The 18,180-nt window shown below is 59.2% G+C and carries 15 protein-coding genes; 6 read left to right on the top strand and 9 right to left on the bottom strand.

Translation table 11 applies throughout. From position 1 onward, the window contains the following. The first annotated feature begins 68 nt into the window (after nucleotides 1–68). The 3 genes from AB4N91_RS21345 (at nucleotide 69) to AB4N91_RS21335 (ending at nucleotide 3,761) form a co-directional block, all read left to right on the top strand. Nucleotides 69–611, top strand: a complete 543-nt coding sequence (locus AB4N91_RS21345; RefSeq protein ID WP_010462971.1) for a YaeQ family protein — start codon at nucleotides 69–71, stop codon at nucleotides 609–611. Nucleotides 612–677: 66 nt separating this feature from the next. After that, a complete protein-coding gene (gene recJ, locus AB4N91_RS21340; protein ID WP_077748292.1) occupies nucleotides 678–2,387 on the top strand; it encodes a single-stranded-DNA-specific exonuclease RecJ in 1,710 nt (569 codons plus the stop codon). A 267-nt stretch (nucleotides 2,388–2,654) separates the two neighbouring features. Then, nucleotides 2,655–3,761 (top strand): NADH:flavin oxidoreductase/NADH oxidase, encoded by a 1,107-nt coding sequence (locus tag AB4N91_RS21335; protein ID WP_083374943.1) that lies wholly within the window; start codon nucleotides 2,655–2,657, stop codon nucleotides 3,759–3,761. 181 nt (nucleotides 3,762–3,942) lie between these two features. Here AB4N91_RS21335 and AB4N91_RS21330 read toward each other — a convergent pair whose 3' ends face one another. Then, nucleotides 3,943–5,568 (bottom strand): glucan biosynthesis protein D, encoded by a 1,626-nt coding sequence (locus AB4N91_RS21330; RefSeq protein WP_077748293.1) that lies wholly within the window; start codon nucleotides 5,566–5,568, stop codon nucleotides 3,943–3,945. A gap of 391 nt (nucleotides 5,569–5,959) precedes the next feature. On the opposite strand from AB4N91_RS21330, the gene AB4N91_RS21325 reads away from it, so the two are divergent. After that, nucleotides 5,960–6,145, top strand: a complete 186-nt coding sequence (locus tag AB4N91_RS21325) for a hypothetical protein (protein ID WP_010462962.1) — start codon at nucleotides 5,960–5,962, stop codon at nucleotides 6,143–6,145. Between the two features lie 58 nt (nucleotides 6,146–6,203). Here the strand turns inward: AB4N91_RS21325 and AB4N91_RS21320 are convergent, their stop codons facing one another. Beyond that, nucleotides 6,204–6,713, bottom strand: coding sequence for a BRO-N domain-containing protein (locus AB4N91_RS21320; RefSeq protein ID WP_154911829.1), 510 nt, complete (start codon nucleotides 6,711–6,713; stop codon nucleotides 6,204–6,206). A 441-nt stretch (nucleotides 6,714–7,154) separates the two neighbouring features. On the opposite strand from AB4N91_RS21320, the gene AB4N91_RS21315 reads away from it, so the two are divergent. After that, the gene (locus AB4N91_RS21315) at nucleotides 7,155–8,405 is read left to right on the top strand and encodes an AAA family ATPase (RefSeq protein ID WP_460111760.1); all 1,251 of its coding nucleotides are present in this window, start codon (nucleotides 7,155–7,157) and stop codon (nucleotides 8,403–8,405) included. Between the two features lie 2 nt (nucleotides 8,406–8,407). Further along, a complete protein-coding gene (locus tag AB4N91_RS21310) occupies nucleotides 8,408–9,034 on the top strand; it encodes an RloB family protein (protein WP_154911828.1) in 627 nt (208 codons plus the stop codon). Between the two features lie 50 nt (nucleotides 9,035–9,084). On the opposite strand, the gene AB4N91_RS21305 is transcribed toward AB4N91_RS21310, so the two are convergent. The 7 genes from AB4N91_RS21305 to AB4N91_RS21275 all read right to left on the bottom strand — a co-directional run bounded on the left by AB4N91_RS21305 (nucleotide 9,085) and on the right by AB4N91_RS21275 (nucleotide 18,149). Next, nucleotides 9,085–10,569, bottom strand: a complete 1,485-nt coding sequence (locus AB4N91_RS21305; RefSeq protein WP_460111759.1) for an APC family permease — start codon at nucleotides 10,567–10,569, stop codon at nucleotides 9,085–9,087. 228 nt (nucleotides 10,570–10,797) lie between these two features. Further along, entirely contained in the window at nucleotides 10,798–12,222 is a 1,425-nt protein-coding gene (locus tag AB4N91_RS21300) for a gamma-aminobutyraldehyde dehydrogenase (RefSeq protein ID WP_154911827.1), read from the bottom strand. Nucleotides 12,223–12,391: 169 nt separating this feature from the next. Beyond that, entirely contained in the window at nucleotides 12,392–13,216 is an 825-nt protein-coding gene (locus AB4N91_RS21295) for an ABC transporter permease (RefSeq protein ID WP_042932340.1), read from the bottom strand. Continuing rightward, nucleotides 13,206–14,153: an ABC transporter permease gene (locus tag AB4N91_RS21290; RefSeq protein WP_077748299.1), complete on the bottom strand. Its 948-nt coding sequence runs from the start codon at nucleotides 14,151–14,153 to the stop codon at nucleotides 13,206–13,208. The genes AB4N91_RS21295 and AB4N91_RS21290 overlap by 11 nt, the downstream gene beginning before the upstream one ends. Nucleotide 14,154: 1 nt before the next feature. Further along, entirely contained in the window at nucleotides 14,155–15,192 is a 1,038-nt protein-coding gene (locus tag AB4N91_RS21285) for an ABC transporter ATP-binding protein (RefSeq protein WP_010462946.1), read from the bottom strand. A gap of 235 nt (nucleotides 15,193–15,427) precedes the next feature. Further along, nucleotides 15,428–16,579, bottom strand: a complete 1,152-nt coding sequence (gene ydcS / locus AB4N91_RS21280) for a putative ABC transporter substrate-binding protein YdcS (RefSeq protein ID WP_083374936.1) — start codon at nucleotides 16,577–16,579, stop codon at nucleotides 15,428–15,430. An 82-nt stretch (nucleotides 16,580–16,661) separates the two neighbouring features. Then, nucleotides 16,662–18,149 carry a gamma-aminobutyraldehyde dehydrogenase gene (locus tag AB4N91_RS21275; RefSeq protein ID WP_077748302.1) on the bottom strand — a complete coding sequence of 496 codons (1,488 nt, stop codon included), beginning with the start codon at nucleotides 18,147–18,149 and terminating at the stop codon, nucleotides 16,662–16,664. Between the last annotated feature and the right edge of the window lie 31 nt (nucleotides 18,150–18,180).

Genomic DNA, 18,180 nt, shown 5'->3' with positions numbered 1-18,180 from the left:
TTCTATTCGTTGATTGCCTACTGCATCGGTTAGACTTGCCGCCTTTCCTCGTATCAAGAAGCCCGTTCATGGCCCAGCCGTCCACGACCTACAAGTTTGAACTGAACCTCACCGACCTCGACCGCAGCGTCTACGAGAGCGTGAAGCAGACCATCGCCCGTCACCCTTCGGAAACCGAAGAGCGCATGACCGTGCGGCTGCTGGCCTACGCCTTCTGGTACAACGAGCAACTGTCGTTCGGTCGCGGTCTGTCAGACGTGGATGAACCGGCCCTGTGGGAAAAGAGCCTGGACGACCGTGTCCTGCACTGGATCGAAGTCGGCCAGCCGGACGCCGATCGCCTGACCTGGTGCTCGCGCCGTACCGAGCGCACCAGCCTGTTGGCTTACGGCAGTCTGCGCGTCTGGGAAACCAAAGTGATCCCCGCGATCAAGAACCTGAAAAACGTGCACATCGCAGCCGTGCCTCAGGACATCCTGGAAACCTTGGCCAAAGACATGCCCCGCGTTATCAAGTGGGACGTGATGATCAGCGAAGGGACGATTTTCGTCACCGACGACCGGGGTCAGCATGAAGTCCAGTTGCAGTGGCTGAGCGGCGAGCGCGGCTGATTTTTCGCCGTTTGTCCGTTTGATCCGGTTTTATCCTACGTATTCAAGAGAAGCACCTGTCACCCCATGCGCATCGAACCTCGCCTGTTGCCCGACACCCTGCCATTCCTCGGCGATCTGCCGCCGCTGCTGACGCGTCTTTACGCGGCGCGTGGTGTGCAATCCGAGGCGGAACTGGACAAGAGCCTGGCGCGGTTGATTCCGTTCCAGCAGCTCAAGGGCATGGATGCGGCGGTGGATTTGCTGGTCACGGCGTTGGAACAGCGCCAGCGGATTCTGATTGTCGGCGACTTCGACGCCGATGGCGCGACCGCCAGTACCGTGGGCGTGTTGGGTTTGCGGCTGCTGGGCGCGGCACATGTCGATTATCTGGTGCCGAACCGCTTCGAGTATGGCTATGGCCTGACCCCGGAAATCGTTGAGGTGGCGCTGACGCGCACGCCGCAGTTGCTGATTACGGTGGACAACGGCATCTCCAGCGTCGAAGGCGTGGCGGCAGCGAAAAAGGCAGGCCTGAGCGTGCTGGTCACGGACCACCACTTGCCCGGCGACGAACTGCCGTTGGCCGATGCCATCGTCAATCCGAACCAGCCGGGTTGCGAATTTCCGAGCAAGGCACTGGCCGGCGTCGGGGTGATTTTCTATGTATTGATGGCCCTGCGCGCACGCTTGCGTAGCCTCGGCTGGTACGCGAGCACGCCGCAGCCGAACATTGGCGAGCTGCTGGACCTGGTGGCGCTGGGCAGCGTCGCCGACGTGGTGCCGCTGGATGCCAACAATCGGATTCTGGTGCACCAGGGCCTGGAGCGGATTCGCGCCGGCCGCGCCCGTCCGGGCATCAAGGCGATTCTCGAAGTCGCCAAGCGCGAACCGGCACGCATCACCTCGACCGACCTGGGCTTCATTGTCGGCCCGCGCCTGAATGCGGCGGGGCGCCTGGATGACATGAGCCTGGGCATCGAATGCCTGATCACCGACGACGCCGGGTTGGCGCGGGAAATGGCCGTGCAGCTCGACGGCATGAACCAGGACCGCAAATCCATCGAGCAGGGCATGCAGCGTGAAGCGCTGGCTCAGCTCAAGGATTTGCCGGTCGAATCGATGCCGTTCGGCCTGTGCCTGTTTGATCCCGAGTGGCACCAGGGCGTCATCGGCATCCTCGCTTCGCGTATGAAAGAGCGCTATTTCCGTCCGACCATTGCCTTTGCCGATGCTGGCGATGGTTTGCTCAAAGGGTCGGGGCGTTCGGTTCAGGGCTTTCATATTCGTGACGCCTTGAGTGTGGTGGCCGCGCAGCATCCGAACCTGATCAGCAAGTACGGCGGCCACGCCATGGCGGCCGGTCTGACCTTGCCGGAAGCAAATTTTCCGTTGTTCGCCGAGGCCTTTGACGCTGAAGTGCGCCGGCAATTGCGCGAAGAAGACCTGACCGGGCGTCTGCTGTCGGACGGGGTTTTGGCGGTCGAAGAATTCCATCTCGAACTGGCCCGTGCGCTACGCCATGCCGGACCTTGGGGGCAGCACTTTCCTGAACCTTTGTTTCATGGCGTGTTTCAGTTGGTTGAACAGCGCGTCGTCGGCGAGCGACACCTCAAAGTGGTGCTCAGAAGCGAATGTGGCTCGGTGAAGCTCGATGGCATTGCCTTCGGCATCGACCGCGACATTTGGCCGAATCCGACCATCAAGTGGGTGGAATTGGCCTACAAACTCGACCTCAACGAGTTTCGCGGGAACGAGACGGTGCAGCTGATGATTGCCCACATCGAACCGCGTTGAGCCCTTCGCGAGCAGGCTCACTCCTACAGGATTTGCACAAAACCTGTGGGAGCGAGCCTGTTCGCGATAGCGATCTTTCTGACACCGAATCCCTCGGAACCCTCCCTCATCCCCCGATGTCGACTAGGCTCTAAGCACTGCTTGATTATCCTTGTGACGTCTTGTCCAATTTTTGCCCGCGGGGGCGGGTGCTGCGCCTTTTTCCTGTCACTCGTCGACTTTTCAAACAGAACCCTGGAGCCTGCCCACTGATTCGAGAGGTGCCCCATGAGTCTGCTGCTTGAACCCTATACCCTTCGTCAATTGACCCTGCTCAACCGCATTGCCGTATCACCGATGTGCCAGTACTCCAGCGTCGATGGGCTGGCCAATGACTGGCACCTGGTCCACCTCGGCAGCCGCGCCGTCGGCGGGGCCGGTCTGATTTTTACTGAAGCCACGGCGGTCACGGCCGACGGGCGCATCACCGCCGAGGACCTCGGCTTGTGGAATGACGAACAAATCGAACCCCTGCAACGCATCACGCGCTTCATCGCCGCTCAGGGCGCGGTGGCCGGTATTCAACTGGCGCACGCCGGGCGCAAGGCCAGCACCCATCGTCCGTGGATCGGCAAGCATGGCAGCGTCAAACCCGAAGACGGAGGCTGGGTGCCGGTAGGGCCGTCGCCGATTGCTTTCGACCCGCAGCACACCCCTCCGAAGCAGCTGGATGAAAGCGAGATTGCTGAGGTCATTCAGGCCTTTGTCGCCTCAGCCAAACGAGCGCTGACTGCCGGTTTCAAAGTGGTCGAAGTCCATGCCGCTCACGGTTACCTGCTGCATCAGTTTCTTTCGCCACTGAGCAATCAGCGACGCGATCAATATGGTGGCTCGTTCGAGAACCGGATTCGGCTGGTGCTGCAAGTCACCGAAGCGGTACGTGCGGTCTGGCCTGAGGAGTTGCCGGTGTTTGTGCGAGTGTCGGCCACCGATTGGGTGGAAGACGGCTGGAACCCTGATGAAACAGTGGAGTTGGCGCGGCGCCTGAAAGATCTGGGTGTGGACCTGATTGACGTCTCGTCGGGCGGTACGGCGGCCAACGCCGAAATTCCTACAGGGCCGGGTTACCAGACCCGCTTTGCCGAACGGGTGCGCAAGGAGTCAGGCATCGCCACCGGTACGGTCGGAATGATTACCGAACCGGCCCAGGCCGAACACATCTTGCGTACCTGCCAGGCGGACATCATCTTCCTTGCGCGGGAACTGTTGCGCGATCCGTATTGGCCGCTGCATGCCGATGATGATCTGGGCGGTCGCAAGGCGATCTGGCCGGCGCAGTATCAGCGGGCGACCCATCGGGATCAGCCGATTCATGAGTCGGATTTGCGTGACTGAATTCGGCTGTAAAAGCAAAAAGCCCCGATCGCTGTGATCGGGGCTTTTGTGTTTCTGTGCCGAAACATTTGTCGTCTGTCAGGCCGTCTTCGCGGGCAAGCCTCGCTCCTACAGCTGATCGCATGCCCTGGTAGGAGCGAGGCTTGCCCGCGAAGAGGCCGGCCCAGACAACCTCTTGTTATCAGGTGTACTTACGCTTATCCGGCGCTGGCGGGAAATACTGGTACAACCAGGTCTCACTCAACGTCCGGTCATTAGTGCGAATGAACAACCGCAGCTCAACCGGCGCCACGCTGTCATTGGTCGGGTACCAATCGAAGGTGATCCGATAGCCCTTGATATCATCCAGCACCAGCACGTTGAAGTCCTTCACCTCGCCGTTCGAGCAGGTCACCACGGGCTCGATCCCCGCGCCTTCCGGCAAGCGATCCAGGCCGCCGCCGTTGAAGTCCACGGCAAAGCGTCGCGCCCAGACTTCCGGGTAATGCTCGCCCGGTGCCCAGCCTTCGATAAACCCGCCCATGCCCGAACGGGTCGCATTGACCCGCGCCAGCGGCGTGCTCACCGGTGGCAGGGCGCTCCAGTAGAGCTTGTAGCCGTAGTTCAGGGAATCACCGGCCGCGACCGGCTTCTTCGGGGTCCAGAACGCGACGATGTTATCGAGGGTTTCGCCGGTCGTAGGAATTTCCAACAGGTCGATAGAGCCTTCGCCCCACGCGGTCGTAGGTTCTACCCACAGGCTTGGACGCTTGCTGTACCAGTCAACGGTGTCCTGATAGTTGGCGAACTCGTGATCGGTCTGCACCAGGCCGAAACCTTTCGGGTCGGTGTCGGCGAAGGCGTTGAACTGCAGGGTCGCCGGGTTGTTCAGCGGACGGCAGATCCACTCGCCGTTACCGCGCCACATGGCCAAGCGATCCGAGTCGTGGATTTGCGGGTGAATGGTGTCGCACATGCGGCGCTCGTGGGTGCCGCAGCTGAACATGCTGGTCATCGGTGCGATACCCAGTTGTTCGATGGCGGTGCGCGCGTTGATGTGGGCGTCAATCTCCATCACCACGCGTTCGGCCTGGCAATCGATGTCAAATCGATAGGCGCCAGTGGCGCTCGGCGAATCCAGCAGCGCGTAGACCACAAAGCGGGTGCTGTCCTTGCCCGGCGTCTCGAACCAGAACTTGGTGAAGTCCGGGAACTCCTCACGCTTCTTCGCATAGGTATCGACCGCCAGACCGCGGGCCGACAGACCGTACTGGCCGGTGGCGTCTACCGCACGGAAATAACTGGCGCCGAGGAAGGACAACACATCGTGCCTGTCCAGTTCCGGGGCCTTGAACAGCTTGAACCCGGAAAACCCCAGGTCGCCGGTGAGCTGCTTGGTGTCGACCGTGGTTTTTTCATAGTTGAACAGGGAAGGGCGGAAATGCACTTCCCGGGCCTGGCGGGTCTTGGGATCGACGCTGTACATGCGCACCGGCTGCTTGAAGCCCATGCCGACGTGGAAGAACTGCACGTCCAGCTGACCGTTCAAGTCTTTCCACAGCGAGTGGTTGCCGTCGTAGCGGATCGCGTTGAAATTCTGCGGCGTCATGGTCGCCAGCGTCGGCGGCAGCACCTGCTTGGTGTCCTGATAGCGATTGCCGGCGAGTTGCTTGGCCTGAATCTTCAGCGTCTCGAAATCGAACGCCTGGGCTGCGCCATCAGCGGTGCCGCTGGCCGCCCAGGCACGGGAGGCGAGCAGGCCGGTGGCCGACAAACCGGTGTAGGCAGCGATGGCCATGGACGCTTTGAGCAAATTCCTGCGATGCATAAGTACAACCTGTCGTGAACAATCCCGCGCCGTTCCTGGCACGTGCTGGATCAAAAATATCGGTTCGGACATGCCTTCGGCCAAACGCAACGGACTTTAAACAGATAACAAATAGCTTAAACCGTTCGGTTGCAGAGAAAAAATGATTGGTAGCACTTTGATGATGCGGCAATGAAACAAGACATGTCGGTGAATTTTTCCGACAGCACTTTCTGATTTATAGGGCATTTCTGCTTTTTTTGACTAATTACTCTAAAAACCGCTTTTCAGCGCCGGGAATGTTCCTATCCTGTGTTCATGACCGGTTTCTGCCCTTCAGGCCGGCGGCTAATAAAAGGATAGGGCGATGCGGTTTTTGAAGTTTTCTCGGGCTTATAGAAGGACATCGTCCATGACGAAAGTACAAGGCATCACAGAAATGTTGGGAATCTTCCCTTGCCTGGCCACCGGGCGGCGAAGGCATCGCCTCAGTTCGGACGAAATGAAGCTGCTGGAGCGGTATCGCGAGCTGTCGGAAAACGACCGGATTGCGATGCGGTATCTGGTGGATGCGATGCGGAGTGTTTCGCGGTTTTGAGCGCTAAGCCAAGGGGCGGACTGTAAAGTCTGCCCCTTTTTCATTTTTCACCCTGCCTTCAACTGCAAGTGCCCACGATCGTGAACGGTCGCTGTGCCTGCATCAGATCCGGCATGTCGCGCCACTTGATCCAGGCTTGATGCTGCCAGTGCAGCAGCGGCACCGAGATGCCTGCCCACTGCAACGAACTCAGACTTGGAATGTTATCCACAGCCGCTTCCGACTCACGCAGCGTTGGGATGACTTCGTTGCTTAGCCACTGACGCAGGTTTCGGTTTTCCGGGATGAAATGGTGGACTAGCAATGCATACATTCCCGATTCGCTGACCATCAACGATTCGACGGTTTTGCCATCCTTCAGCAACCAGACGTATCGGCGTTGATCGGGATCGAGTTTCAGGGTGAGACGTTGGTCCAGCGGACGGCCCATCAAGCGACCGAGGTCCTGGACGCAGAACCAGGCTTGGTTGTCCTGCATGAACGCGTGAAGGAAGCGGTTGTGGCGGGTGAAGACGGTAGGGATGAAATGAGGATGGGTTTCAGACGGATTTAGCGTGTGCTTGAGCATTTTTCGACTCCATGTTGAAAAGGGAGCCGCCACTAATCCTTCGACAGATTATGGGTGGCGGACCGTGCGGCGTTCGAAGTCGGGACATTCTCGATCAACATGCAAGCCAAGAGGCCCGCGCCACACGGCCCACCATAAAGCAAAACTGAAAGGCAAAAAATTGCCCCAGTTCATATGGGGGCGCGGATGCGCCATGTTGATGATTTACCGGCTTCGACACCGGGTCGCTGATTTGGCAGCGACGAGGTAAAGCCTATCGTTCAGGCGCTCGCGGCGCCAAGTCTACTCTGGCGCCGCGCGTTGTAGGAATTGGAGTCTTCACCGGAAGGCTTGATCTGTAGGAATTTCCTGTTTTTGCCTGAAGTGCGCTGAAGCAGCATCGTCGCCCTGGTTTTTCCTATAGTTTTTTCCGCTTTCAGGAACGAACTGCAGGTTTGCTACATGTTGATCGAATTTTCAGTTTCCAATTACCGCTCCTTCCGTGACAAGCAAACCCTGTCCATGGCAGCAACGCCGCGCCTGAGCAAAAAGCGCAACCTTTTCAAGTCGCCGGTGAATGGAGAAAAACTGCCGGACTTACTGAAGATCGCTGCGATATACGGGCCGAACGCGTCGGGTAAATCGTCGCTGATCCGGGCGATGGGAATTATGGAAAGCTTGCTCGCTGCGCCTCCGACCTCAAATGAGGAATCGCTACCGGTTTCCCCGTTTCGTTTTGACCCGCAGCTTAACGACGAGCCAAGTTGTTTCGAATACAACTTTATTCAAGGCTCACTCCGCTATCGGTTTTTACTGCGAATGACGGCGCAGCGAATCATCGAGGAACACCTCGTCTCTTATCCGAAAGGAAAGGAGACGCTGTTATACCAGCGTTGTTTGGGGGAGGAGGGTGAGCAGTACGTGTTTGGCTCAAGCCTTGAGGGAGGAAAAGAGGTTCACAATGCCTGGCGGCGTTTGACCAGCCCGAAGATGTTGTTCATTGCACAGGCCGTCGCGAACAGCAGCGAAGAGCTGACGCAGTTGCGAGAGCCTTTTAGCTGGTTTCAATCCGGGCTTCTCGTCATCGAGCAGAACAACATGATGGGGTTGTCGGCAGCCTCCATCCGGTTTCTTCAGATGGCATCGGACTACACGTGCAATTTGAGAGACTTTCTACTAGAGGTAGATATTCCAGTCTCGGACATTCAGCTCAATTCTGATGCAGACGCTGCTCCAGCCAGCAGAAAACTCACGCTCAAAGAATTCTTCGCCGCGGCGCGAAAAGACAAAGTGACCCTGACGCACACGAGTCATCTTGGAGATGCGGAGTTTGATTTTTCAGAAGAGTCTGGTGGCACAAAAAACCTGATTGGATTCTGGTTGCCCTGGTTCATGATCAATCACACAGACGGGAGCGGGATACTGGCCGTCGATGAGTTGGACAGCAGCCTTCATCCAGCAATAGTGGCTGATCTGATTGGAAAACATCTGGACAGCGGGCAGAACACCCAGCTGATTTTCACGACTCACGACACGCATCTAATGGATACCCAAACGCTGCGGCGCGATCAATTCTGGATCACCGAGCGTGATGCCAACGGCGCAACCTGTCTTTTTTCCGTTCACGATTTTGATGGGCGCGAGGGAGAAGACGTCGAGAAGCGGTACTTCGAAGGCCGTTACCGTGGTTTGCCGTTGATCAGGCGGAGGTGACCATGGTGCGCACGACACGCTTATTTGATCGAAAGAAATCACGGTTCAAACCGCAACCCAAGGTGCTGATCCTTTGTGAGGACAGTCAGTCAGGTAAGCGATATCTGGAGGATGCGGCCTTTCACTTTCGTGCCAATGCTCAGGTTGAAGTTGCCCATTGCGGCGTGACTCATCCTAGCGGGATTGTCGAAAGGGCAATTGCACGGCAAAGCAACTTCGATAAGGTTTTTTGTGCCTTGGACCGTGACACTCACCTTTGCTTCGACCGTGCGGTCGACTTGGCAAAACCGCATCCCAAGATAAAAGTGATAGCGTCTTTTCCCTGTTTGGAGTTTTGGTTGCTACTGCACTTTGGCTACAACAGAAAGCCATTCGCTGCTGCAGGTGGAAAATCCCCTGGCGAACTTGTTACCAAGAGTCTTAGGGGCCAACCTCTGATGGAGAATTATGAGAAGGGTAAAAATGTCAGTCATTTTGATCTGTTGAAGGGAGAGCCTTTCAATACAGCGAGGGTACTTGCTCCTCGAATTCTTCTCGATGCTGTTAACAGCGGTGAGCTCAATCCAAGTACTGAAATCCATCTGTTGATGGATGAGTTTGAAGTCCTTTCCGCGCCTCAATCGATCTAACTTCGTAACAACTCGCCCCGGTGCCACAACCAGCCCCGGGGCGAAATCAATTACCGACTAACCTTCCACGCATCCCCCGCCGGCGCAGTCCCGTGGTCATACGGCTTGGCCAACCACATGTACAACAACCCCAACCCAATAACGATCGCTGTACTCAACACCATCGCATAGTTGATGTACCACGCCGCATCCGGTGTGCGCGGCCAGGCCATGTTGATGATCGCGCCGACACCGTAAACCAGCGCGCCGATATTCACCGCCCAACCCCAACCGCCGAGGGTGAATTTGCCGCTTGGTTTCCAGCCTTTCAGGCGTGCGTATAGCGCGGCGAGGACGATCATCTGGAACGCCAGATAGATGCCGATCGCCGCGAAACTGACGATGGTGGCCACCGCATCTTGCAGGAAGAAGCCGAGGATGATGATCAGGGCCGGCAGGACGCCGGACACGAATAGCGCAGCCACAGGCACTTGGGTCGCAGGCGAGATCTTCTTCAGCAGCGAGCTGCCAATGACCATTTCATCTCGGGCGTAGGAGTACAGCAGACGACTCGCCGCCGCTTGCAGGCTGATGACGCAGGAGATGAAGGAAATCATCACCACGCCCATGACCACTTTCGAGCCGACCGGGCCGAAGGCGTTGTTGAGGATGGTGGTGACCGGGTCTTTGTCGGTGCCGTTGATTACCGCTTGCATGTCCGGCACGGCGAGGATCAGCGCCAGGCAGGCGAACATCGCCGCGATGCCGCCGATGTAGATGGTCATGCGCATGGCCACCGGAATCTGCTTGCTGGGGTTCGGGGTTTCTTCGGCCACGTCGCCGCAGGCCTCGAAGCCGTAGTACAGGAACATCCCCGCCAGCGAGGCGGTGAGGAAGGCCGGCAGGTACGAGCCGTCAATGCTGATATCGAAGGTGTTGAACAACACGCTGATCGACTGGTGACGCTCGAACATCAGCAGGTAGACGCCAACGATCACTGCGCCGACCAGCTCGCAAAGGAAGCCGAACATGGCGATCCGCGCCAGCATTTTGGTGCCGCTGAGGTTGACCAGGGTGGCGAACAGCGTCAGGAACAGCGCGATGACGATGTTGGTGTTACTGCTCGGTTCAAAGCCCATCATTGCGGCCAGGTACGGACCGGCACCGACGGCAACGGCAGCGATGGTCACGCACAGGGCGATGGAGTAGATCCAGCCGACCATCCAAGCCCAGCGCTTGCCCACCAAACGACGAGCCCACGGGTACACGCCGCCGGAAATCGGGAACTGCGAGACCACTTCACCGAAGATCAGGCACACCAGCAACTGGCCGCAACCGACCAGTAAATAAGCCCAGAACATCGGCGGTCCACCGGCGGCCAGGCACAGGCCGAAGAGGGTATAAACCCCGACGACCGGGGAGAGGTAAGTGAAGCCCAGGGCGAAGTTTTCCCACAGGCTCATGCTGCGGTTGAAGTTCGAGGTGTAACCCAGCTTGCGTAGCTGCTCGGCGTCGCTGTCGGCAACGGCTACAGAGAGTTCGGGTGATGCGCTCATGGTGTGTCAGCTCCGGAAAATCGGCAGATTTCGGATGTCCGAAACCGTGGCGGTGCCTTGGAGGCGCTGCCCGGATCGGTGGTTATTGTTTTGGTTTTCTGGCGTTGAACCCTGGTGGTGCGTGGTGCCGGTTTCTACCTTGAAACCGAGGTGATGCCTTCGCGGGCAAGCCTCGCTCTTACAGGTACTGCGGCGAACCTGTAGGAGCGAGGCGTGCCCGCGAAGCTTTTAATGCTTGAACATCACATGCCGCACTACGGTGTAATCCTCCAGCCCATACATGGACATGTCCTTCCCGTAGCCAGACAGTTTCTGACCGCCATGGGGCATTTCGCTGACCAGCATGAAGTGCGTATTCACCCAGGTGCAGCCGTATTGCAAGCGGGCAGACAAGCGATGCGCGCGACCGACGTCAGAGGTCCAGACCGACGACGCCAGGCCGTAGTCCGAATCGTTGGCCCAGCCCAGCACCTGGGCTTCATCGATGAATTTGGTCACCGACACCACGGGCCCGAACACTTCGCGACGGACGATTTCGTCGTCCTGTTGAGCGTCCGCAAGCACCGTCGGCTCGAAGAAGAAACCATTCCCCTCCACAGACTTGCCACCGGTGACCAGGCGGATATGCGGTTGCGCCACGGCACGTTCGACAAAACCGGCCACTCGGTCACGGTGCTGCGCAGTGATCAGCGGCCCCAGCTCGGTCGACGGGTCATCCTGCAACCCGTACTTGATGCTGCTGACCGCTTCGCCAAGCTTCTCGACGAATTTGTCGTAGATGCCTTCCTGCGCGTAGATGCGGCAAGCTGCGGTGCAATCCTGGCCAGCGTTGTAGAAACCGAAGGTGCGAATGCCTTCCACGGCGGCGTCGATGTCGGCGTCGTCGAAGATGATCACCGGGGCCTTGCCGCCCAGTTCCATGTGCATGCGTTTGACGCTGTCGGCGGTGCTGGAAATGATGTTCGATCCGGTGGCGATCGAGCCGGTCAGCGAGACCATGCGCACTTTCGGGTGCGTGACCAATGGGCTGCCAACGGTAGGACCACGGCCGAAGACGAGATTGAGCACGCCGGCCGGGAAGATTTCCGACGCCAGTTCCGCTAGACGCAGCGCGGTCAGCGGGGTTTGTTCTGACGGCTTGAGCACCACGGTATTACCGGCGGCGAGGGCCGGGGCGATTTTCCAGGCGACCATCATCAGCGGGTAGTTCCACGGCGCGATGGAGGCGATCACGCCAACCGGGTCGCGGCGGATCATCGAGGTGTGGCCGGGCAAGTACTCGCCGCCCGCCGAACCGCTCATGCAACGGCTGGCGCCGGCGAAGAAACGGAACACGTCAGCAATCGCCGGGATCTCATCGTTCAGCGCAGCGTTGTAGGGTTTGCCGCAGTTGTCCGACTCCAGCTTGGCCAGCTCTTCGCCGTGGGCTTCGATGGCGTCGGCGAGTTTGAGCAGCAGCAGCGAGCGTTCCTTCGGTGTGGTTTGCGACCAGCTTTCGAAGGCGCTGTCGGCGGCTTGCACGGCGGCATTGACCTGGGCTTCGCTGGCTTCGTTGATTTCCACCAGCACACGGCCGAGGGCCGGGTTGAACACCGGTTGGGCGGGGCCGTCGCCGTCGATCAGTCGGCCGTTGATCAAGAGTTTGGTTTGCATGGCATTGTCCTCACTAACACTTTTATTTTTCTGTCTGAACCGGCTCTAAATGTAGGAGTGAGCCTGCTCGCGATGACTGACTGTCATTCAACAGTGATGTCGACTGTATGACCGCTATCGCGAGCAGGCTCACTCCTACAGAGATTCGGTTCCTTCAGTGGTTATTCGGTTATTTCCCGCCGCTACCCGCCACGCTCTCACCGCCCCGGGTCAGGTAATAAGCACCGAGAATCGGCAGCATGGTCACCATCATCACCAGCATCGCGACAACGTTGGTCACTGGCACGTCCCGTGGGCGGCTGAGCTGGTTGAGCAGCCACAGCGGCAGGGTGCGTTCATGGCCGGCGGTGAAGGTGGTGACGATGATTTCGTCGAACGACAGCGCAAACGCGAGCATGCCGCCGGCCAACAGCGCCGAGCCAAGGTTCGGCAGGACGATGTAACGGAAGGTCTGCCAACCGTCGGCGCCGAGGTCCATCGACGCTTCAATCAAACTGTGCGAAGTGCGGCGTAAACGGGCGATGACGTTGTTGTAGACGATCACCACGCAGAAGGTCGCGTGGCCGACGATGATGGTGAACATCCCCGGTTCGATCCCCAGTGTCTTGAAGGTCGCCAGCAACGCGATCCCGGTGATGATCCCGGGCAACGCAATCGGCAGGATCAGCATCAACGAGATGCCTTGCTTGCCGAAGAAATCCCGCCGGTACAACGCCGCCGACGCGAGGGTGCCGAGGACCATCGCAATCAGTGTCGCGATGGCGGCGATTTCGGCCGACAACTTGATCGCTTCCAGTACATCGGGCCGAGAAAACGCCACGCTGAACCAATGCAGGGTGAAGCCCTTGGGTGGAAAGCTGAACGCCGCTTCTTCGGTGTTGAAGGCGTAAAGGAAGATGATCAGGATCGGAAAGTGCAGGAACACCAACCCGCCCCAGGCTGCAATTTTTAATCCGATAGAAGCCTGCCCCTGTGATGAAGAGTCAGAGTGCATCGAAGGCCCCCAGTCGTTTGACGATAGTCAGGTAAATGGCGATTAACACAATCGGCACCAATGTGAAGGCCGCGGCCATCGGCATGTTGCCGATTGCGCCCTGCTGCGCGTAAACCATGCTGCCCACAAAGTAACCCGGCGGGCCCACCAGCTGCGGCACGATGAAGTCGCCCAGGGTCAGCGAAAAGGTGAAGATCGAACCAGCTGCGATGCCTGGAATCGACAGCGGCAGAATCACCTGCATGAAGGTCTGGCGTGGCTTGGCACCCAGGTCCGCAGATGCTTGCAACAACGACGGCGGCAGGCGTTCCAGCGAAGCCTGGATTGGCAGGATCATGAACGGCAGCCAGATGTAGACGAACACCATGAAACGGCCCAGGTGCGAGGTCGATAAAGTGCTGCCGCCTACGCCGGGAATGCCCAGCACGAATTGCAACACCGGCTCCAGCCCCAGGTGTTGAACGAACCACTGCGCGACGCCGCCCTTGGCCAGCAGCAAGGTCCAGGCGTACGCCTTGACGATGTAACTGGCCCACATCGGCAGCATCACCGCGATGTAGAAAAACGCCTTGGTTTTGCCAGTGGTGTAACGCGCCATGTAATAGGCGATCGGGAACGCGACGATCGCGCTGGCGAGCGACACGGCGACGGCCATGCTCAGCGTGCGCAGGATGATGTCGAAGTTCGACGGCTGGAACAGCGCTGCGAAGTTCGCCAGGGTCAGGTCGGGGGTGACCGCCATGGTGAAGTCATCGAAGGTGTAGAAGCCTTGCCACAGCAGTACCAGCAGCGAGCCGAGATAAATTGCACCGAACCACAGCAGCGGCGGCACCAGCAGCAGCGACAGGTAAAAATTCGGTCGGCGATACAGCAGGTTGGAAAACCTGCGCAACGGCGAACCGCCGGCCGGGGTTTGAGGGATAGCCACGCTGGTCATCTCACACCCCACCGACAACGTTGTCGTGCAGCGGGACCATTGCCTCGCGCGCCCAGCGTGCGCTGATGCGTTGCCCGGTCTGGTGCTGGGCGCTGACGTCCAGCCACTGCACGTTGGCCTGGCTGATGTTCAGGGTCTGGCCGTTTTCCAGTTTCAGTTCATAGCGCGTGGCGCTGCCCTGGTACTGAATGTCGTGGAGCAAGCCGCTGACTTCAATCTCGTGGCTGGCCAACGGGCCTTCGGCAAAACGCACGTGTTCCGGGCGAATCGAAAACGGCTGTGGATTGCCACTCAATTGCTTGGCCAGATCGCCGCGAATCACGTTGGACGTGCCGACGAATTCCGCGACGAACGTGGTGGCCGGTTTCATGTACAGGTTACGCGGGGTGTCGACCTGCTCGATGCGTCCTTTGTTGAACACTGCCACACGGTCGGACATCGACAGCGCTTCAGTCTGGTCGTGGGTGACGAAGATAAAGGTAATGCCGAGCTGGCGTTGCAGCTTCTTCAACTCGCTCTGCATCTGTTCGCGCAGCTTCAGATCGAGAGCGCCCAACGGCTCGTCGAGCAGCAGCACGCGAGGGCGATTGACCAGGGCGCGGGCCAGGGCCACACGCTGGCGCTGGCCGCCGGACAGTTGCACCGGTTTGCGCTCGCCGTAACCGCCGAGGGCAACCATGTCGAGGGCTTCTTCGGCGCGTTTCTGCCGTTCGGCTTTACCGACGCCTTTGACTTTCAAGCCATAGGCGACGTTGTCGAGCACGTTCATGTGCGGGAACAGCGCGTAATCCTGAAACACCGTGTTGACGTCACGCTCATACGGCGGCAGTCCGGCGGCTTCCTCGCCATGAATTCGGATGGAGCCTGCACTTGGTTGTTCGAAACCGGCGATCAGGCGCAAACAGGTGGTTTTGCCCGAGCCGGAAGGGCCCAGCATGGAGAAGAACTCGCCGTCCTGGATATCGATGGAAACCCGGTCAACGGCCTTCACTTCGCCGAACTGACGGGAAACGTTGGTGAACTGGACTGCAAGCGTCATGGTGCGGTGCTCCAAAAAGGCGAGGGCCGTCACAGCGGCCCTGCCTGGACTTCTGAAAAATCTGAATCAACTTTCTGGTTGGAAAACTTATTGTGGCGAGGGAGCTTGCTCCCGCTGGAGTGCGCAGCACTCCCAAAAGGACTGATGCGGTCTCTCTGATTGACCGCATTAACGGGTTTTGGGGCAGCTTCGCCACCCAGCGGGAGCAAGCTCCCTCGCCACAGGGGCCGGTGGGTTAGCGGCCGCCCATAATCGCGATGTAGTCCTGGGTCCAACGGCTGTAAGGCACAAACTTGCCCCCTTCAGCCTGCGGGGTTTTCCAGAAGGCCAGGTTGGCGAACTGATCGTAACCATTGGCCGCACACCCTTCGGCACCCAGCAACTCGCTGGCCTTGCAACCTTCAGGCACTGCTGGCAACGCGCCAAACCAGGCTGATACGTCGCCTTGCACTTTGGGTTGCAGCGACCAGTCCATCCACTTGTAAGCACAGTTTGGGTGCTTGGCTTCGACGTGCATCATGGTGGTATCCACCCAACCCGTAGCCCCTTCTTTCGGGATAACAGAGGCAACCGGCTGCTTGTCCGCCACCAGGCCATTGACCATGTAGCCCCAGGTGCTTGATGCCACGACGCCTTCGTTCTTGACGTCACTCATCTGCACGGTCGCGTCATGCCAGTAGCGGTGGATCAAGGGCTGTTGCTTGCGAAGCAGGTCCAGCGCCGCTTTGTATTGCACTTCGTTGAGTTCGTACGGGTTCTTGATGCCCAATTCCGGCTTGGTCGATTTGAGGTAGAGCGCGGCATCGGCGATATAGATCGGGCCGTCGTAGGCCTGAACGCGACCCTTGTTGGACTTGCCGTCCGGCAGGGTTTGTTCTTCAAACACTACGCTCCAGCTGTCCGGTGCGGTCTTGAAGACATTGGTGTTGTACATCAGCACGTTAGGGCCCCACTGATAAGGGGTGCCGTAGGTTTGTTTATTGACCACGTACCAAGGGCCGTCCTTGAGGCGAGGGTCGATGTTCTTCCAGTTCGCAATCAACGCGGTGTTGATCGGCTGCACACGCTTGCCGACGATCAACCGCAACGAGGCATCGCCCGACGCCGTCACCAGGTCATAACCGCCCTTGGCCATCAGGCTGACCATTTCATCGGAAGTCGCCGCAGTCTTCACATTGACCTTGCAGCCGGTTTCCTTCTCGAAACCGGTCACCCAGTCGTAGGCCTTGTCGCTTTCGCCACGTTCGATGTAGCCGGGCCACGCCACGATATCCAGCTGGCCTTCGCCGGCACCGACGGCTTTCAGCGGTTCGGCGGCCTGCAGACTGGCGCTGGCCAGCAGCGCCGTGGTGATTGCACTGAGCAGTGCGGTCTTGTGCACGAACATGGGGATTCCCTCTTCTTTAATTATGGTCGGGGCAGTTGTGAACGTGGTGAAGCATGCCGTTAGCGGCTTGTTATTAGCGTAGTCAGAGATGCTGTCCGTGGCGCGCCATGATGTGCCGCACCACGCTGTAGTCCTGAAGCGAATCGCTGGATAAGTCTTTGCCATACCCGGACCGCTTGAGGCCGCCGTGGGGCATTTCGCTGACCAGCATGAAATGGCTGTTGATCCAGGTGCAGCCGTACTGCAACCGCGCCGCGACCTGCATGGCCTTGTCGAGGTTCTGCGTCCAGACCGAGGAGGCGAGGCCGTATTCCGAATCGTTGGCCCAGTCCACGGCTTGTTCGAGCTGATCGAAACGGGTCACGGTGACCACCGGCCCGAATACTTCGCGCTGGACGATCTCGTCGCTCTGCTTGCAACCGGCCAGCAGCGTCGGCTGGTAATAGAAGCCGGCACCGGAATGCACCGCCGCGCCGGTCACCCGCTCGATGTGCGGCTGGCCGAGGGCGCGCTCGACGAAACTGGCCACGCGGTCGCGCTGGCGGGTGCTGATCAGCGGGCCGATTTCGTTGTCGGCGTCGCGTTTACCGGCAAAGCGCAGGCTGCTGACCGCCGCGCCGAGTTCCGCCACCAGGCGGTCGTGAATCCCGGCCTGTGCATAAATCCGGCAAGCCGCGGTGCAATCCTGCCCCGCGTTGTAATAACCGTAAGTGCGCACGCCTTCGACCACGGCTTGAATGTCGGCATCGTTGCAGACGATCACCGGCGCTTTGCCGCCGAGCTCAAGGTGCGTGCGCTTGAGGGTTTTTGCTGCAGCCTGGAGGATTTTCTGCCCGGTGACGATATCGCCGGTCAGCGACACCATGCGCACTTTGGGATGGCTGACCAAGTGGCTGCCGACGCCTTCACCGCCGCCGCAGACGATGTTGATCACGCCGCGTGGAAGGATCTCGGCCAACGCTGGCGCCAGGGCCAGAATCGACAGCGGCGTGTGTTCGGACGGTTTGAACACCAGCGTATTGCCAGCGGCGAGGGCCGGGGCGATTTTCCACGCGGCCATCATGATCGGGTAGTTCCACGGCGCAATCGAGGCGACCACGCCAATCGGATCGCGCCGGACCATGCTGGTGTAGCCCGGAAGGTATTCGCCGCTGAGCTGGCCGGTCTGGCAACGCACGGCGCCGGCGAAGAAGCGGAACACATCGACCGTCGCGCTCAAGTCGTCCTGACGGGCCAGGTGCAACGGTTTGCCGCAGTTCAGGGATTCGAGTCGGGCGAGGAGGTCGGCTTGTTTTTCGATGGCGTTGGCGATGTCCAGCAACAGGTTCGAGCGTTGCTGCGGTGTGGTCCGCGACCAGCCGGCAAAGGCGCGGTGGGCGGCAAGGATGGCGGCTTCGACTTGCTCGGTGCTGGCTTCGGCGATGTGAGTCAGCACTTCCCCGGTGGCGGGGTTGAGGATCGGCTCGACAAAACCCTGACCCGCGACCAATTCGCCATCGATCAACAACGCGGTGAACAACGGGGTCTGCGCGCCAGCCATTTTTCGGGTTCTCTTTTCTTGTGTGGCCATGGTGCTCCCAGTGACTGGGCCCGGCCGTCTT

This window comes from Pseudomonas sp. H3_D04 (assembly GCF_054669175.1).
Note: the sequence above shows the minus strand (reverse complement) of the source record. Positions and strands in the feature narration are given on the sequence as shown.

Coding starts and splice junctions, on each gene's coding strand:
- AB4N91_RS21345 (WP_010462971.1), top strand. CDS start 69: ATGGCCCAGCCGTCCACGACCTACAAGTTTGAACTGAACCTCACCGAC.
- recJ (WP_077748292.1), top strand. CDS start 678: ATGCGCATCGAACCTCGCCTGTTGCCCGACACCCTGCCATTCCTCGGC.
- AB4N91_RS21335 (WP_083374943.1), top strand. CDS start 2,655: ATGAGTCTGCTGCTTGAACCCTATACCCTTCGTCAATTGACCCTGCTC.
- AB4N91_RS21330 (WP_077748293.1), bottom strand. CDS start 5,568: ATGCATCGCAGGAATTTGCTCAAAGCGTCCATGGCCATCGCTGCCTAC.
- AB4N91_RS21325 (WP_010462962.1), top strand. CDS start 5,960: ATGACGAAAGTACAAGGCATCACAGAAATGTTGGGAATCTTCCCTTGC.
- AB4N91_RS21320 (WP_154911829.1), bottom strand. CDS start 6,713: ATGCTCAAGCACACGCTAAATCCGTCTGAAACCCATCCTCATTTCATC.
- AB4N91_RS21315 (WP_460111760.1), top strand. CDS start 7,155: ATGTTGATCGAATTTTCAGTTTCCAATTACCGCTCCTTCCGTGACAAG.
- AB4N91_RS21310 (WP_154911828.1), top strand. CDS start 8,408: ATGGTGCGCACGACACGCTTATTTGATCGAAAGAAATCACGGTTCAAA.
- AB4N91_RS21305 (WP_460111759.1), bottom strand. CDS start 10,569: ATGAGCGCATCACCCGAACTCTCTGTAGCCGTTGCCGACAGCGACGCC.
- AB4N91_RS21300 (WP_154911827.1), bottom strand. CDS start 12,222: ATGCAAACCAAACTCTTGATCAACGGCCGACTGATCGACGGCGACGGC.
- AB4N91_RS21295 (WP_042932340.1), bottom strand. CDS start 13,216: ATGCACTCTGACTCTTCATCACAGGGGCAGGCTTCTATCGGATTAAAA.
- AB4N91_RS21290 (WP_077748299.1), bottom strand. CDS start 14,153: ATGACCAGCGTGGCTATCCCTCAAACCCCGGCCGGCGGTTCGCCGTTG.
- AB4N91_RS21285 (WP_010462946.1), bottom strand. CDS start 15,192: ATGACGCTTGCAGTCCAGTTCACCAACGTTTCCCGTCAGTTCGGCGAA.
- ydcS (WP_083374936.1), bottom strand. CDS start 16,579: ATGTTCGTGCACAAGACCGCACTGCTCAGTGCAATCACCACGGCGCTG.
- AB4N91_RS21275 (WP_077748302.1), bottom strand. CDS start 18,149: ATGGCCACACAAGAAAAGAGAACCCGAAAAATGGCTGGCGCGCAGACC.